This window comes from Dyadobacter tibetensis Y620-1 (assembly GCF_000566685.1).
Classification (GTDB): Bacteria; Bacteroidota; Bacteroidia; order Cytophagales; family Spirosomataceae; genus Dyadobacter; species Dyadobacter tibetensis.
Map to the genome: position 1 here is coordinate 1 of NZ_AZQN01000002.1, position 15229 is coordinate 15229.

Consider the following 15229-nt stretch of genomic DNA (forward strand, 5'->3'; position numbering starts at 1 on the left):
CCCAAACATCCAGGAGCGTAGCTCTGACATCTTAGTTAAAAAGCGGTTCATACAAGACCCCAAGGCTAAGGACCTTATTTTTTAGAATATCAGATCTAAAATGTAAAAAAAAATAAACTTTTTTAGACTAATGGTTTATCATTTTTAGTAACTTAACAGAACCAATATACGTACATACCAAACTATAAAATGCGGAGTAATATTAATATAACATTTGGGCCTAGCCCTGAAATCTTTTTAATTTATGGCAAATACATACTCTCAGCTATATATCCAATTTGTTTTCTCCGTCAAAGGCCGGAAGTGTTTAATTCACGAATCTTTTCGAGATGAGTTGGAAAAGGTTATCTGCAAAATAGTTACCAATAACCATTGCAAAGCATATGCCATTTATTGCAATCCCGACCACACTCATTTATTCGTAAGCATGAATCCAACCATTTCCCCATCTAGGTTAATGGAACATGCTAAATCTGGTTCTTCAAAATGGCTCAACGAAAAAAATATTATCCCAACCCGTTTCTCCTGGCAAGATGGATATGGTGCCTTTACTTATTCCAAATCACAAATCGACCGAGTAGTAAAATATATTTTAGATCAACCAAATCACCATAAAAAGCAAACATTTCGGGATGAATATATATTACTACTTGACAAATTTGATATCCCATTTGATGAAAAATATCTTTTTGAATGGTACCATTAGAAAGATCTTCAGCCATACACCCCTTAATCTTCCGCGATGACCCTATTTCCAATGAAGAAAACAGGGCTAACGCCCCTTGACGAATCCCTGTCCTCTCCTATGAAGAAAGCGGGGCTAACGCCCCTCTATTAACCCCTGTCGCCCCCTTTCCGATGAAGAAAACAGGGCTAGCGCCCCTAAATAATCTCTTTCCCTTTTTTCTACCAAGAAAGCAGGGCTAGCGCCCTTTTTATTGATCAATATTTTCACCGTAACAAACCCATACAAGATAAGACTGGGGCGTTAGCCCTAAAATCTTAGTAGAAAAAACAGACCTTCCAAGCATCCAGGATGGCACATACGCAGGTCACGGACGTACGCCCCATGACGAATCCCTGTCGAACCCTTTCCGATGAAGAAAACAGGGCTAGCGCCCCTTAAATAATCTCTTTCCCCTTTTTTCTACCAAGAAAGCGGGGCTAACGCCCCTTTATTAACCCCTGTCACCTCATTTTCCGATGAAGAATACGGGGCTAGCGCCCCTAAATAATCTCTTTCCCCTTTTTTCTACCAAGAAAGCGGGGCTAACGCCCCTTTATTAACCCCTGTCACCTCATTTTCCGATGAAGAATACGGGGCTAGCGCCCCTAAATAATCTCTTTCCCCTTTTTTCTACCAAGAAAGCGGGGCTAACGCCCCTTTATTAACCCCTGTCACCTCATTTTCCGATGAAGAATACGGGGCTAGCGCCCCTAAATAATCTCTTTCCCCTTTTTTCTACCAAGAAAGCAGGGCTGACGCCCCTAAAATAATCTCTCCCCTTTTTTCCTACCAAGAAAGCAGGGCTAACGCTCCTTAAATAATCTCTCCCCTTTTTTCCTACCATGAAAACTGGGTTAGCGACCTTAAAATAATCCCTGTCGTCTCCTATGAAGAAAGTGGGGCGAACGCCCCTTTATTAACCCCTGTCACCTCATTTTCCGATGAAGAATACGGGGCTAGCGCCCCTAAATAATCTCTTTCCCCTTTTTTTTACCAAGAATGCAGGGCGAACGCCCCTTTATCAACCCCTGTCGCTTCCTTTTCCGACGAAAGATGAACGGCTGGCTGAAATCAAACGAGGGAGATTTGCTTTAACTAAAGAGACACTTGCTATCTTGAAGCTTTTACAACTGCTAGCAATCCGGAGGTAATGGATACGGTTAAGCGTTGATTAATAGTGTGCTGAATCGGCATCTGTAAGCATTAAATACTTATTAGTTCCAAAGAATGGCCTATCGCTCTATCAATAACATAACCCATTTAGCCATGGTCATTTCCACATTTTAAGTAATTCGGAGCCTATTCATTTTTTTTCCAAACCTCATCCGCCCACTTATATAAATTCTTCCCATGCTCAGTTCGCCAGTACAAGCCACCCGCTAACGCACCGGGATGGGCTTTTTCCGGATGAAGTTGCTGAAATATGACATGGGTAAGGTTGGATATCGAATATTCCTGGCCATCATGCAACCACCTAACGCTATCCGCTTTACCCATTTTACCGGTAATTTCGGCCGTGATGTAATTTGGATCAATCTCCGTAGGGAAAAAGTCCGGCAGGTAATCTTTTAAGAAGATACGGTCTCCTGATTTTACACAATCATTATTGAGCAACATTCGAATGGTGGTGGGTCTTTTAACCCTGTTTCTAACATGCTGCTTCGCTTCTTCTTTCTCCTGGACCTCAATAAGATATTGTTTCGCTTCTTGTATCGGTATTATAATCGTCGGAATAACGATTATCTTATTTTCCACTAAATGCGGTTTGATCCTTACACAAGTAATATCTAGGCCGCACTGATTGAGCCATAATACAGTGGTAGTAAGTTCCTGCGAAAAATCTTCCGAGCACAAAATAATCCTGGGTCTGTTTGAAAGTTCTTCGAAACCTACACTATCAGCAACGAACTCCTTTATTTCTTCCATTACTTTGTCCGCATCAACTTCTAGCGTGGACGTGTACTTTTTCTGATAGCTTATATAATAGGGTATAAGCTTCGCAAGTGTCATGGATGATACCATGGCTGCATACCGAATTGCCTGTAAATCTGCATATCCGGCGAAGCCGTCCCGCTTTAATTCGATCACGACCAGGTTACCCTTGGTATCTATCGCCAGAACATCCAGACGATCGCTGGAATTGGTAAATTTATCGAACTCAATAGACACAATCAGCAAGTCTTCACCTAAAATTTCCGGTACTTTCCGGATCCATTCTTGTATATGGCTTCGCTCCCAAATATTCAGACTCCCGAAATTCCCAGAATCAATTTTTTCAAAATCGGAGGGCTTGTCTTTATTTACTACTAATAGCATCTTCTAAAATTGTAATGTAATTCAATAACCTGGGTAATATCTTTGTGGTATTATTTTCAGAGACACCACTGTCCCCTATTCTACTTAAAATTCTCCGCTTGCTCAAAAACTCCCCTTCAATATCAGAAGCTTTAATTACTTCTAAAAGCATAATATCCCGCAAAAAGGCTTCTTGTACGTCCTGAGGCAAGGATCTTAAAATTCACGACTTCCGCCCGATTCAATTGCAAATTGTTACAGCAAAGTTTCAATATCCTTTTAAGGAATAGGAAAAATTTGGCCGGTCTGGTTGTTCCCAAATATAGCTCATGAGCCGTTTATTTATAACATTCGGCTCAAATTCAATAAAAGACCGAGCCGAATAAAAGAATTATTTGGCTCAGTACTCCCCTTTACTTGCCGATACAAAATTTCGAGAAAATATTATCCAGCAGATCGTCGGTGACGATGGTGCCGGTGATCTCACCCAGGTGGTGGAGAGAGAGGCGGATGTCCTGGGCCAGGAAGTCGCCAGTGATGCCTGTATCGAGGCCGGTTACGACGTCGTGAAGGGCATCACGGGTTTTAAGCAGGTGCTCATAATGCCTGGCGTTGCTGACGACGGTGTCACTGGCAGACTGGGTCTTTACCTGGCGGATCAGCTCGTCCTTCAATGCTTCCAGCCCCTGTTGCCCCTTCGCTGAAATAGCCAGCACCGGGCTGCCGTCAATCCGGGTGATTTCTGTAGCGTTGACATCTACCTTATTGCGTACCCAGAGCCGCTTTTTACCTGGATCCAGAGCCGCCGAAAGCGGGTGCAGCTCCTGCAAGGTCTGTTCGTCGTCGAATAGAAAAACAACAATATCGGCCTTTTCCATGGCTTGCTTGGAACGGGCTATGCCAATGGTCTCCACTTCATCGGTGGTCTCCCTGATGCCGGCGGTATCGATAAAGCGGAATTTAAGTCCTCCCAAGACTATTGTATCTTCGATTACGTCGCGGGTGGTTCCTGCAATGCTGGTGACAATCGCCTTCTCTTCGTTGAGAAGGGCATTTAAGAGGGTCGACTTGCCAACATTAGGCGAGCCTATAATGGCTACAGGAAAACCCTCCTTGATGGCATTCCCAAAATCGAAAGAGTCGATCAGTGGATTGATGGTGTTTAACAGGGCATTGATCAGCCGCCGGAGGTCCTCACGCTCGGCAAATTCTACATCCTCTTCTCCGAAGTCGAGCTCGAGCTCAATCAGAGAAGCAAAGTGTATCAATTCGGTGCGCAAGGCACCTAGCTTCTTAGAAAATCCTCCCCTCAACTGGTTGAGCGCCGTTTTATGGCTTGCTTCGGAGTCGGCGGCAATCAGATCGGCTACGGCTTCGGCCTGCACAAGGTCGAACTGACCATTCAAAAACGCACGTTGCGTGAACTCTCCCGGTCTGGCTATTCTGGCTCCTTTTTGAATCAATAATTTTAATATCTGCCTTACGATATAATCCGAGCCATGGCAGCTGATTTCTATGGAATCTTCCTTGGTGAAAGAGCGAGGAGTACGAAATACACTTACCAATACCTCATCGATAAGGGTATCTTCATTCCGCAGGGTTCCAAAATGAACAGTATGACTGGCAGCACGCTCCAGGTCGGCCCCCTTAAAAACCCCGTTGACAAGGGCTATGGATCCCTCTCCCGAGAGGCGGATGACTGCTATGGCCCCTACCCCCGACGCTGTTGCCAGCGCACATATCATTTCCTGCTGTAATATCTGTCCTTCATTCATGCTGCAAAGATGCGACACATTCCATAATTATAGGAACAAAATTCTCGATTTCCCCTATCATCTCCACGGCTAAAGCAGTAATTATTATATGGTAGCAAGGAGATACCTGCAAAAACCGCTAAATTCGCAGCATCATTAGCCATCATATACAACTAAAATTGCCTATTAAGCCATACACATGCACGCCAATAATTTTCATTTAATTCGGTTCATCGCCGCAGTAATGGTCATTTATGGTCATTCCTACCCGCTAATGGGTCTTGGAAATCTGGATTATATCCAGGAGCTCAGTGCGGGGACCTTCCCTACGGCACATATGGGTGTATGTATCTTCTTTTCAATTAGTGGCTATCTTATTGCCAAGAGTCTACTCGATAGCCGTACCCTAATGAGCTATTGCTGGAAACGCTTCCTTCGCATTATGCCTGGACTCGTTGTAGTAGTTCTGTTTACTATTTTTGTTGTTGGGCCTATCGCTACCAATCTCCCTTTGTCCGACTATTTTAGCAGTAATGCTACCTTCCAATATCTAAAAGTAATGAAGATATTTCCTGCCTACCCCGACACCTTACCCGGGGTATTCCAGGACATTCCCGCTACCAATGTCAACGGATCGTTATGGACCTTGGCCTATGAAGTTACCTGTTATATGTTGCTACTGGGTTTCTTTATAATCTTGCGAAAGTATCTAGGTTATGCCGTTTTGTTATTATTCGCAGGAGTTTGGGGAAGCTATTTTCTATGGCACGACACCCTCCTTCAAACCCATTTCCCTTTGCGTATTATCCATCTGAACCTCTTCGATCTATTCAATTTCGGTTTATATTTTGTTGTAGGAAGCTTGTTATATTTATTCAGGCAATGGCTCCCCCTAAAAGGCTGGATCGCCGTTGTATTATTTCTGGCCTTTGTACTGAGCTACTTCCTTTCTTCTACCCTGGGCTGGCTGCCCTTATCGGTCATCGGTTGGGTGCGTTACTTGTTTCTACCATATTTCATCCTATATATTGGCTTCAAACCTCCTGTCTGGAGAAATTTCGAAAAAATCGGTGATCTATCTTATGGATTGTATATTTATGCCTATCCCGTTCAGCAGCTGGTCGCTACTTTCTTCCTGGGAGAGGGGCTTTCGGTGATGGGTATGTTTTTTATTTCCCTTGTCGGAGTGCTGCCTCTGGCCTGGATGTCCTGGAAATTTATTGAAGAGCCTAGTTTACGCTTAAAAAACAAATTGAGTCGTCCCTACCAATTACAGACCGAGCAAACAAAATAATATATGAAAGCTGCTCCTTTATTACGCCTGCATCATTATGCCCTGGTCGCTGGCCTGGCCCTGGTTCTCAGTTTTGCAGGCTGTCGTGAAGCCCCTCCGGGCTTCGCTCCCGGGATCGTCCCTCCTGTTGAAAAGCTTGACACATGCATGTGCTCCGACAAGATTGATTCCATCACTTTTGTGAGTACCCCGGTTAAGGAGCTGCCAGCGCCGAAATTTTCAGATACACTGAAGGGCTACCCATTCGGCACCAAAATCTTCTTATTGGCCGACAGTCTGCCTAAAGACACCAAGTTTGAAATCAGTACCAGCATGGGAGAAAAATGGACCGAAGCCAATTGCCTGATCGTCACTGATTCGGTGGAGGCATGGGGGCGCCTTAAATGCAAAAACATCATTTCTCCAGTGGTAAAAATCAAGGTACACCCCTATTATGAAAGAGTGGTCGTGGTGGGCAACAGCATCACCAGTCATGGCCCTTCAGCCGAAATGGGCTGGTATGGTGACTGGGGTATGGCGGCGTCGGCCAAGGACAAAGATTATCTTTCGCAGGTGAGCCAGAAACTAAAAATGCTCAACCCTAACGTGCAGATTCGCGTGAACTTCGACGTGGGATTTGAAACGAATTATAATAGTTACGATTTCGAAAAGCTTAACGATCTGGCCAACTTCGCACCGGACCTGGTGATCATGCGCATTGGTGAAAACACCAATATGAAGTACCTGAACGATTATCAGGGAAAGTACGATCAATATATTCTGAAGCTCATATCCAAATCTAATGCCAAAGTAATCTGTTCGACTACGTTTTGGAGGTCCACCATCGAGGCTACCTATCGCATCCGTAATATAGCCCAATTGAGGGGCTATCATGTGGCCGAACTGGAACCCCTTTCCCAGGACAGCATTTATACCGCTAAAGGATTATTTAGCAATAGCGCCGTGGCCGGGCACCCGGGAGATAAGGGTATGAAAGCCATTGCAGATATTATTATCAAGGAACTATAACTGGAGAGGCAGTAAACTAAAATCGCTCCGCTCCTGTTGTGCTAGACAAGTCAGCAAAATATCATCACCAAATTATTACTAAGAAAATTGAAAGCAGAACAACTACCCATCCTGACAGAATTGCCCATTATGGAAGCCTTTTATACCCTTCAGGGGGAAGGGCAACATAGTGGTAAGGCGGCCTATTTTATTCGTCTGGGGGGCTGTGATGTGGGTTGCCATTGGTGCGATGTTAAAGAGTCCTGGGACGCCGACATACATCCCAAAACGAATCTGGACCAAATCGTCCATCAGGCCTCCATTCACCCAGGACGGCTAGCGGTGATAACCGGTGGAGAACCGCTGATGTATAACCTGAATGCACTTACCGGAAAACTAAAGGAAGCCGGATTCCAAACGAATATAGAAACATCGGGAGTCTATCCCCTTACGGGATATTGGGATTGGATTTGTTTTTCACCGAAAAAATTCAAGGAACCTCATCCGGACATTTACCCGGCCGCCAATGAGCTGAAGGCCATTATTTACAATAAAAGTGATTTCGAATTTGCCGAAATGCACGCCGCCAGAGTAGGTGCCGGGTGTACCTTGTTGTTACAGCCAGAATGGAGCCGTCAGGATATTATGCTGCCTTTGATAATTGATTATATCAAGGACAATCCAAAATGGAAAATGTCGTTACAAACGCATAAATATATGAATATTCCCTGATGAAAAGAATACTGCTGTTACTGACGCTTCTGCTCTTATGGTATGGCCCCGATGCTGCGGGTCAGGATCTGCCCACCTCCCGGCGCGCGCGTGATCATTACCAAAAGGCCCAGCAGGCTTATCAGTCCCGGCAGCTTCCTATGGCAGCAGAATGGTTTGAAAAGGTAATAGCTTTGGAGCCCGATCATTATAACAGCCATTTGCGGCTTGCACAGATTGCAGAGCTCCAGCGTAATACGGTGCAGACAGAACGTCATTTTAGAACTTTGATCAGGCTAAGGCCCGCTGACAACGCTTCCGGGACCGCCTATCTATGGCTTGGGAAAAGGAAATTCCAGCAGGAAGCCTATGATTCGGCGCAGTATTTTTTTGAAAAATCAATGCCCCTGCTACCCTCGTCCTCCAATATGTCCCGGCTGACGGAGCTATATATTGCTAGCTGCGAATTTGCCAGAAAAGCCAAGGAAGCACCCCTGGAAGTTCAGAAAAAGAGTCTGGGAGACACGGTAAATTTCCTTTCTACCCAATATTTTCCCGTACTGACAGGCGACAGCGAAACCCTGCTTTTTACGGGTCAGACCAGCGATCGGGATGAGAATATTTATATATCACATAAGAAAGAAGGGCGCTGGGAACCCCCTACCCCTATTTCTACGGATATCAATTCCCCAAATAATGAGGGCACCTGCAGTATTTCTGCGGATGGGCGGACCCTAGTCTTCACTGCCTGCAACCGCAGCGACGGGTATGGAAGTTGCGACTTGTATATCAGTCATAAACAAGGAGATCGCTGGAGCACGCCTACCAATATGGGCCCCCAGATCAACGACCGATCCTGGGAATCTCAACCTTCCCTTTCTGCTGACGGTCATATCCTCTATTTCTCTTCAGACCGGCGGGATGGTCTAGGGAAAAAGGACCTGTGGTACTCTCAACTGCTAGAGGGTGGTCAGTGGGCGACACCCAAAAATCTGGGCGAAAAAATCAATAGTCCATTTGATGAAGTGGCGCCATTTATTCATGCCAATGGACGTACCCTGTTTTTCTCATCCGATGGATACCCTGGCATGGGTGGTTTCGATCTGTTTCGTTCTACGCATACCGATAGCAGTTGGGCCACTCCTGTCAATCTGGGCTATCCCATCAATACGGTGGGCGATCAGGTAGGACTCTTTCTTACCTCTGACGGTCGTCACGCCTTTTATACCGACGATGAAGCCAATCAGGGTCGATCTATGTTATATCAATTTGAGCTCCCGGCCAGCTTAAAAAAGCAAATTATCCCCTCCCGCTATGCCAAGGGACGGGTGCTCGACAAAGCTACCGGCAAGCCTATGGCGGCACAGATTACCCTTTTCGATTTAAAAGCACAGGCCAAAGTGGGTGAATACACCTCAGACAGTCAGAATGGGCAGTTTCTGGCCGTACTTAACCGGGGCAGCGAATATGCTGTTTATGTAGAAAAAAGGGGCTTTCTTTTTAAGAGCCTCACCTTCCAGGTACAGGATTCTTCGTCGGTTATCAATCTGGATTTAACCCTGGAACCGGTGGAGAAAGACAAAAGGGAGGTATTGCATAATATTTTTTTCAAAACAGGCTCCTACGAAATCGACGAAAAGTCGAAGGTAGAGCTTAATCGGTTGGCAGAATTTCTAAAGCATAATCCAGACCTACGGATTGAAGTGGCCGGATATACGGATAACACCGGGACAGATGCCGCAAATCTGGAGCTATCACGGCTAAGAGCGAAGACCGTGACAGAATTTCTAATAAAATATGGAATTAGTCCGGAACGGCTATTGACCAAAGGTTATGGAAGTGCACAGCCTGTGGCTCCCAATGATACAGATGAAAACCGTCAAAAAAATAGGAGAATTGAATGGCGTATACTTTCATAAGCTTGCATAAAGCGACTAAAAATTGCACTTTTGCACCGCAACTTGCGTTCTTTGAACTGTAATAAGCGGAAGTCGTAAGGCATTCAGGAATGGGCCCTTCCTATTCCTTCTAAAAATCTAATGATATCAAAGAACGAGAATAAAAAAGAATTATGGAAATTGAAAAAATTGATTGCCTGATCATCGGATCGGGACCTGCCGGATATACGGCCGCTATATATGCTTCAAGGGCCGGACTGAACCCGGTAATGTACCAGGGAATACAGCCGGGAGGCCAGCTGACCATCACCACAGAAGTGGATAATTATCCGGGCTATCCCGATGGAATAACGGGACCGGAAATGATGCAGAATTTCGAAGCTCAGGCCAAGCGTTTCGGGACCGATGTGCGCTATGGAATGGTTACGTCTGTAGACTTCACAGGCTTTCCTCATAAGGTGGTCGTAGATGGTCAAAAAGAAATAGAAGCTAAAACGGTTATCGTATCAACCGGAGCCTCTGCCAAATGGCTGGGATTGGAATCGGAGCAGCGCCTCAATGGTAAGGGAGTTTCTGCCTGTGCCGTTTGTGATGGATTTTTCTTCCGTAACCAGGACGTTGTTGTCGTAGGTGCAGGAGATACGGCGGCTGAAGAAGCTAGCTACCTTGCCAAACTTTGTCGTAAAGTATATATGTTGGTTAGGCGCGATGAAATGCGGGCATCGAAAATCATGCAGAAACGTGTGGAAACACTCCCCAATATCGAAATCCTCTGGAATACTGAAACGGTAGAGGTGCAGGGAGAAGAGGCAGTTGAGCGGGTATTGGTACGCAACCATGTTACAGGTGAGGAGAGAACGCTGGAGGCCACAGGATTTTTTGTCGCCATAGGCCACAAACCTAATACCGATATCTTCAAAGGCTTTCTGGATATGGATGAGACAGGATATATTCAAACGGTAAAAGGAACCTCCTTGACCAATATAAAAGGTGTATTTGCTTGTGGTGATGCTCAGGATAATGTCTACCGCCAAGCTGTAACAGCGGCAGGAACAGGATGTATGGCGGCCCTGGACGCCGAGCGTTTCCTTGCTGCTCTGGAGGTAGAGCACGAAATCATACAAACAGCCTAAACGGGCCTATAAAGTTTCTAACCTTTCCCCTACCCATTTTTCATAAAAAAGTGGGTAGGGTAACCGTTTTTTTATGAAAAATAAGATTTTTGTCGGGATTCTTTCCTTGACTTGTTTGCTGACCTGGAATGTTCAGGCCCAGGAGCGGGGAAAATTTAAGAATAACCCCAAAATCAATCAGGCAGGGGTAAATAATAATGAAGGCCCTACAACCAAGGAGGTGCCTCAAACGGAGGACGAATATAAGACGGTAACTTCAGGACTCCGTTTTCAGAATGCTTTTGAGCCCGTGAAACCCCTCAATCCCGTGGTAAGCGAAGATACCATTACCCTAGACGAAGGAGAACCTGAACTCGTAGAAGTGGTAGACTCCCTGCTGGTTGCCGACGACTGGGTAAAGGCGGCTGAATATTACGCCATCTGGGACCCGCGGGTCATCAACCCTTATGGCCTGAGTCCCCTGGAGTTTGATGAGCCCGTGGAGCTTACCTTATACAACGAATCTATTAATCAGCTTTGGAGTACACCGATGGAGCGTACGCCCACTACCTCTCAGTTTGGCTACCGCTGGGGTCGCTGGCATAACGGCACCGACCTGGATCTGGACACGGGTGACTCTGTCAGGACCACTTTCGATGGAATGGTACGCATTGTAGCTTACGATGGTAGTGGTTATGGACGATTTATTGTAGTCCGCCATTATAATGGTTTAGAAACCCTTTATGGTCACCTTTCCAAACAGCTTGTGGAATCGGGACAAACCGTGAAAGCAGGGGAAGTAATAGGCCTGGGTGGAAGTACGGGAAGGAGTACTGGCTCACACTTGCATTATGAAAACCGATATGAAGGTAATCCCTTCGATCCTCGAAATATATTCGACTGGCCCAACCGTCAGGTGCGGTCCCCACATTTCACCCTTACTCCCGACGTTTGGAACCATTTAAGGGGTAAGTCCAGCAAAAGCGAGTTTGAGTCTGGGGATGCTCCAGCAGCTTATGATCGCTCGATACTCTATCGGGTGCGCTCGGGAGACACCCTCTCATCTATTGCCAGCAAATACGGTATTAGTGTCTCGGCATTGGCCCGTAAAAATCGTATTTCCACCCGATCCACCTTAAGAATCGGACAAAAGCTACGTGTCAAATAGACCATCGTTATGAAATTAGATATTCTGGCCATTACGGCCCATCCTGATGACGTGGAGCTCTGCTGCGCAGGCACCCTGCTCACGCAGATCGCCCTGGGCAAAAAAGTCGGAATCGTCGACCTGACCAAGGGAGAACTGGGCACCAGGGGCACCCCCGAAGGTCGTTTGCTCGAAGGACAGGAGGCGGCAAAAATATTGAATGTTTGTGTACGCGAAAATGTCGGACTTAGAGACGGTTTTTTTACCAATAGTGAAGAGCAGCAAAAAAAGATCATTCCGTTTATAAGGAAGTATCAGCCAGATATCGTGATCACCAACGCCATTGACGACCGCCACCCCGACCATGGAAGAGGTGCGCGTATCGTGGCCGACAGCGCCTTCTACTCGGGGCTGCGCATGCTGGAGACTTATGATGAAAACGGGCTGCCTCAGGAAGCCTGGAGGCCCCGGAATGTATTTCACGCTATCCAGGATCGTTATATCAAACCTGACTTTGTTATTGATATTACTGCCGTGCATGATCAGAAGATTGAAGCTATCAGAGCCTTTAAAAGCCAGTTTTTCGACCCCGATTATAATGCCAGCAGCAACGAACCTCAGAGCTATATTTCCTCTCCAGAATTTTTAGAATTTATTATTGCCCGTGCCAGAGAAATGGGCCATGCCATTGGCGTACCCTTCGGTGAAGGCTTCACCTCCGCACGGATGTTAGGCCTGAAGGATATCAGTAAGATCCTGTAATGCAAAAGGTTTTATTATTTTCATGACCTTAAAACCATTTGATCTTGTTGTTCGTATATCAGGTATATCAATCAAATGAAGCCATCATGAATCAGATAATTAAAATAACCTTACTGCTCCTGAGCCTGGGCCTATATCATACCAGCTATGGTCAGTTGGCAAAAAAGCCGGAAAAAATTCAAAAGACAAATGCCGAATGGAGTAAAATATTATCTCCAGAAGTCTACGAAGTTGCACGGCTTAAAGGAACAGAGCGTCCTTTTACCAGCAAGTATGAGACCTCTAAAGAGATAGGAACGTACTACTGTGCCGTTTGTGGAAATGCGCTTTTCAAAAGTGATACAAAATTTGACAGTGGCTGCGGATGGCCTAGCTTTTATGAGCCTATTTCCAAGCAGTCGATTGTCTACCATACCGATAAAAGTCATGGCATGGTTCGGACAGAAGTAGTCTGTGGCAAATGTGACTCCCATCTGGGGCATGTCTTTAAGGATGGCCCACCACCTACCGGCCTACGGTACTGCATTAACGGGGTCGTGCTGGATTTCACCAAGGCTCAAACGGCAGAAAAAGCGTATAACGCGGGCAAAAAGCCGAAGACAGGCAGCCGTTAATTTACAAGACCCTTTCGAGGGTCTTTTTTTGGCTCCGAACAATAGTAACTATACGCATAATTATCTGCTATTTTTCTTATTCAATTCCATTCATTTGCTAGACAGGTTTTCTTGAATTAATAAAGAATATATACGAATTGATAATTACTTCTCCCTGTATTCTACCATTTACACATTTTAAAGACTAGTTTTCAGCCACTTAGCAATCATTTTTCTAATTTAATATTAATTTTAAAGGGACAACTAAACTTGCTCAGCTGTATGAAAAAGACCTTTAAAATTATTGGATTAGTGATCGGGGTACTCTTGCTCCTGCTCGTTGCAGCAGCCGGATACATTAAATGGCAGCTCCCCGACGCCGCTCCGGCTCCAGATATTCTCATCGATAAAAGTCAGGCCCGGATCGAGCGCGGGGAATACCTGGCCAATCATGTCACCCTTTGTATTGACTGCCACAGTACCAGGGACTGGAGCCGCTTCGCCGGTCCTATTGCTCCTGGAAACCTGGGGGGTGGAGGAGAAAAATTTGGTCCTGAAATGGGTTTCCCAGGCTCATTTTATTCCCGAAACATCACGCCCTACTCATTGGGAAACTGGACTGATGGTGAGATTTTCAGAGCGGTGACTACCGGTGTCAGCAAGGATGGATCGGCATTATTTCCGGTGATGCCTTACCATAATTATGGACGAATGGATTCCGATGATATCTACGCAATCATCGCCTATCTGCGTACCCTTCCCTCGGTCATCAATACACCTCCAGCTTCTGTAGCCGATTTTCCTGTAAATATCCTGATCAACACCATGCCTGCTCCGGCAACGCCTTCCATTTTGCCCAGCGAAGACGAGTTGCTTAGTTATGGCAAGTACCTGACCAATGCGGCCGCCTGCGTGGAATGTCACAGTCAGATAGACAAGGGGACGATTATACCTGGTACCGAATTTGGTGGAGGTATGGAGTTTCCTATGCCCGGGGGCGTCGTTCGCTCTGCCAATATTACTCCCGACAAAGCCACCGGTATAGGTACATGGACCGAGGCTATGTTTGTTGCCAGATTTAAAATGCATGCCGACAGCAATTATTCGGCACCGAAAGTGGCAGCGGGAGAAATGAACACCCCTATGCCCTGGAATATGTACGGAGGCATGAAAGAATACGATCTCAAGGCCATTTATGCCTATTTAGAAAGCCTGGAACCAAAAAATCATAAGGTAGAGAAATTTACGAAATTATAAGGCGCGATACAGTTGAAGAGTTTCCATCATACGCTGAAATTCGGGCTGTAATGGCGCCGTAAAATGATAGTGGCGACCGTCCCAGGGGCTGGCAAAACTCAGCTCCTGGGCATGCAGGAGCATGGTGTTCATCTGGTAACGTTCCAGAAATAGTTTATTCTGTTTATTGCAACCATGGGGCCTGTCGCCGATAATCGGATGGAAAACGTGAGCCATATGCTTGCGAAGCTGATGCATACGTCCTGTAGCAGGCTGGAGCTCTACCAGGGAATATCGGGAACTGGCATGCTTTCCCGAGGGCAAAGGCAGCTCCGTACGGCAAAGGGTACGTAGTGTCGTAAAAGCTTCCTGCTCCTGGCCATTTTCCTTTTTGATAGGATAGTCGATTTCCAGGGTATCGGGCGTATACCCGCGTACAATAGCCCTATAGGTCTTTTCTACCTTACCCTGGCTAAATAGCATCTGTAGTTTCCGGTTTCCATCTTCTTCCAGAGCGAATAGCAGCAGACCCGCTGTCTTCCTATCGAGCCTGTGAGCGGGGTAAACCTTACGATCCAGCTGATCGCGCAGAATCTGAACCGCAAACTCCTGGGCATCGGCAGCGATAGGACTGCGGTGTACCAATAGGCCATGGGGTTTGTTAATGGCCACCAGGTGGTCGTCGGCATAACAGATTTCTAAGGTCATGAAAA

General features: G+C 46.0%; 13 protein-coding genes. 10 read left to right on the forward strand and 3 right to left on the reverse strand.

Annotation, left to right across the window (positions count from 1 at the left end; all coding sequences use genetic code 11):
* The first annotated feature begins 244 nt into the window (after nt 1–244).
* Nucleotides 245–706 carry an IS200/IS605 family transposase gene (gene tnpA, locus X939_RS0103575; protein WP_025761899.1) on the forward strand — a complete coding sequence of 154 codons (462 nt, stop codon included), beginning with the start codon at nt 245–247 and terminating at the stop codon, nt 704–706.
* Between the two features lie 1320 nt (nt 707–2026).
* On the opposite strand, the gene X939_RS22880 is transcribed toward tnpA, so the two are convergent.
* Complete coding sequence (locus tag X939_RS22880; RefSeq protein WP_025761901.1) at nt 2027–3043, reverse strand: PDDEXK family nuclease; 1017 nt, start codon at nt 3041–3043, stop codon at nt 2027–2029.
* Nucleotides 3044–3435: 392 nt separating this feature from the next.
* Nucleotides 3436–4797 (reverse strand): tRNA uridine-5-carboxymethylaminomethyl(34) synthesis GTPase MnmE, encoded by a 1362-nt coding sequence (gene mnmE, locus X939_RS0103605; RefSeq protein ID WP_044198463.1) that lies wholly within the window; start codon nt 4795–4797, stop codon nt 3436–3438.
* A 178-nt stretch (nt 4798–4975) separates the two neighbouring features.
* On the opposite strand from mnmE, the gene X939_RS0103615 reads away from it, so the two are divergent.
* The 9 genes from X939_RS0103615 to X939_RS0103655 all read left to right on the forward strand — a co-directional run bounded on the left by X939_RS0103615 (nt 4976) and on the right by X939_RS0103655 (nt 14537).
* The gene (locus tag X939_RS0103615; protein ID WP_025761904.1) at nt 4976–6070 is read left to right on the forward strand and encodes an acyltransferase family protein; all 1095 of its coding nucleotides are present in this window, start codon (nt 4976–4978) and stop codon (nt 6068–6070) included.
* 3 nt (nt 6071–6073) lie between these two features.
* Nucleotides 6074–7078 carry an SGNH/GDSL hydrolase family protein gene (locus X939_RS0103620; protein ID WP_025761905.1) on the forward strand — a complete coding sequence of 335 codons (1005 nt, stop codon included), beginning with the start codon at nt 6074–6076 and terminating at the stop codon, nt 7076–7078.
* A 129-nt stretch (nt 7079–7207) separates the two neighbouring features.
* Nucleotides 7208–7789: a 7-carboxy-7-deazaguanine synthase QueE gene (locus X939_RS0103625; protein WP_025761906.1), complete on the forward strand. Its 582-nt coding sequence runs from the start codon at nt 7208–7210 to the stop codon at nt 7787–7789.
* Nucleotides 7789–9687, forward strand: a complete 1899-nt coding sequence (locus X939_RS0103630; RefSeq protein WP_025761907.1) for an OmpA family protein — start codon at nt 7789–7791, stop codon at nt 9685–9687. Before X939_RS0103625 ends, X939_RS0103630 begins: the two co-directional genes overlap by 1 nt.
* Before the next feature lie 152 nt (nt 9688–9839).
* Nucleotides 9840–10799 (forward strand): thioredoxin-disulfide reductase, encoded by a 960-nt coding sequence (trxB, locus tag X939_RS0103635; RefSeq protein ID WP_025761908.1) that lies wholly within the window; start codon nt 9840–9842, stop codon nt 10797–10799.
* A 73-nt stretch (nt 10800–10872) separates the two neighbouring features.
* Nucleotides 10873–11946 (forward strand): M23 family metallopeptidase, encoded by a 1074-nt coding sequence (locus tag X939_RS0103640; RefSeq protein ID WP_025761909.1) that lies wholly within the window; start codon nt 10873–10875, stop codon nt 11944–11946.
* 9 nt (nt 11947–11955) lie between these two features.
* A complete protein-coding gene (gene bshB1 / locus X939_RS0103645) occupies nt 11956–12687 on the forward strand; it encodes a bacillithiol biosynthesis deacetylase BshB1 (RefSeq protein WP_025761910.1) in 732 nt (243 codons plus the stop codon).
* An 86-nt stretch (nt 12688–12773) separates the two neighbouring features.
* Nucleotides 12774–13301 carry a peptide-methionine (R)-S-oxide reductase MsrB gene (gene msrB / locus X939_RS0103650; RefSeq protein WP_084299336.1) on the forward strand — a complete coding sequence of 176 codons (528 nt, stop codon included), beginning with the start codon at nt 12774–12776 and terminating at the stop codon, nt 13299–13301.
* A 261-nt stretch (nt 13302–13562) separates the two neighbouring features.
* Complete coding sequence (locus X939_RS0103655; RefSeq protein WP_025761912.1) at nt 13563–14537, forward strand: c-type cytochrome; 975 nt, start codon at nt 13563–13565, stop codon at nt 14535–14537.
* Here X939_RS0103655 and X939_RS0103660 read toward each other — a convergent pair.
* Nucleotides 14532–15224 (reverse strand): pseudouridine synthase, encoded by a 693-nt coding sequence (locus tag X939_RS0103660; protein ID WP_025761913.1) that lies wholly within the window; start codon nt 15222–15224, stop codon nt 14532–14534. The two genes, X939_RS0103655 and X939_RS0103660, sit on opposite strands and share 6 nt — an antisense overlap.
* Nucleotides 15225–15229 lie beyond the last annotated feature (5 nt).

What these genes read in the sequence shown, in the direction of transcription:
- X939_RS0103655 (WP_025761912.1), top strand. Translation starts at nt 13,563, where the DNA reads ATGAAAAAGACCTTTAAAATTATTGGATTAGTGATCGGGGTACTCTTG.
- X939_RS22880 (WP_025761901.1), bottom strand. Translation starts at nt 3,043, where the DNA reads ATGCTATTAGTAGTAAATAAAGACAAGCCCTCCGATTTTGAAAAAATT.
- bshB1 (WP_025761910.1), top strand. Translation starts at nt 11,956, where the DNA reads ATGAAATTAGATATTCTGGCCATTACGGCCCATCCTGATGACGTGGAG.
- msrB (WP_084299336.1), top strand. Translation starts at nt 12,774, where the DNA reads ATGAATCAGATAATTAAAATAACCTTACTGCTCCTGAGCCTGGGCCTA.
- tnpA (WP_025761899.1), top strand. Translation starts at nt 245, where the DNA reads ATGGCAAATACATACTCTCAGCTATATATCCAATTTGTTTTCTCCGTC.
- X939_RS0103615 (WP_025761904.1), top strand. Translation starts at nt 4,976, where the DNA reads ATGCACGCCAATAATTTTCATTTAATTCGGTTCATCGCCGCAGTAATG.
- X939_RS0103625 (WP_025761906.1), top strand. Translation starts at nt 7,208, where the DNA reads ATGGAAGCCTTTTATACCCTTCAGGGGGAAGGGCAACATAGTGGTAAG.
- trxB (WP_025761908.1), top strand. Translation starts at nt 9,840, where the DNA reads ATGGAAATTGAAAAAATTGATTGCCTGATCATCGGATCGGGACCTGCC.
- X939_RS0103640 (WP_025761909.1), top strand. Translation starts at nt 10,873, where the DNA reads ATGAAAAATAAGATTTTTGTCGGGATTCTTTCCTTGACTTGTTTGCTG.
- mnmE (WP_044198463.1), bottom strand. Translation starts at nt 4,797, where the DNA reads ATGAATGAAGGACAGATATTACAGCAGGAAATGATATGTGCGCTGGCA.
- X939_RS0103630 (WP_025761907.1), top strand. Translation starts at nt 7,789, where the DNA reads ATGAAAAGAATACTGCTGTTACTGACGCTTCTGCTCTTATGGTATGGC.
- X939_RS0103660 (WP_025761913.1), bottom strand. Translation starts at nt 15,224, where the DNA reads ATGACCTTAGAAATCTGTTATGCCGACGACCACCTGGTGGCCATTAAC.
- X939_RS0103620 (WP_025761905.1), top strand. Translation starts at nt 6,074, where the DNA reads ATGAAAGCTGCTCCTTTATTACGCCTGCATCATTATGCCCTGGTCGCT.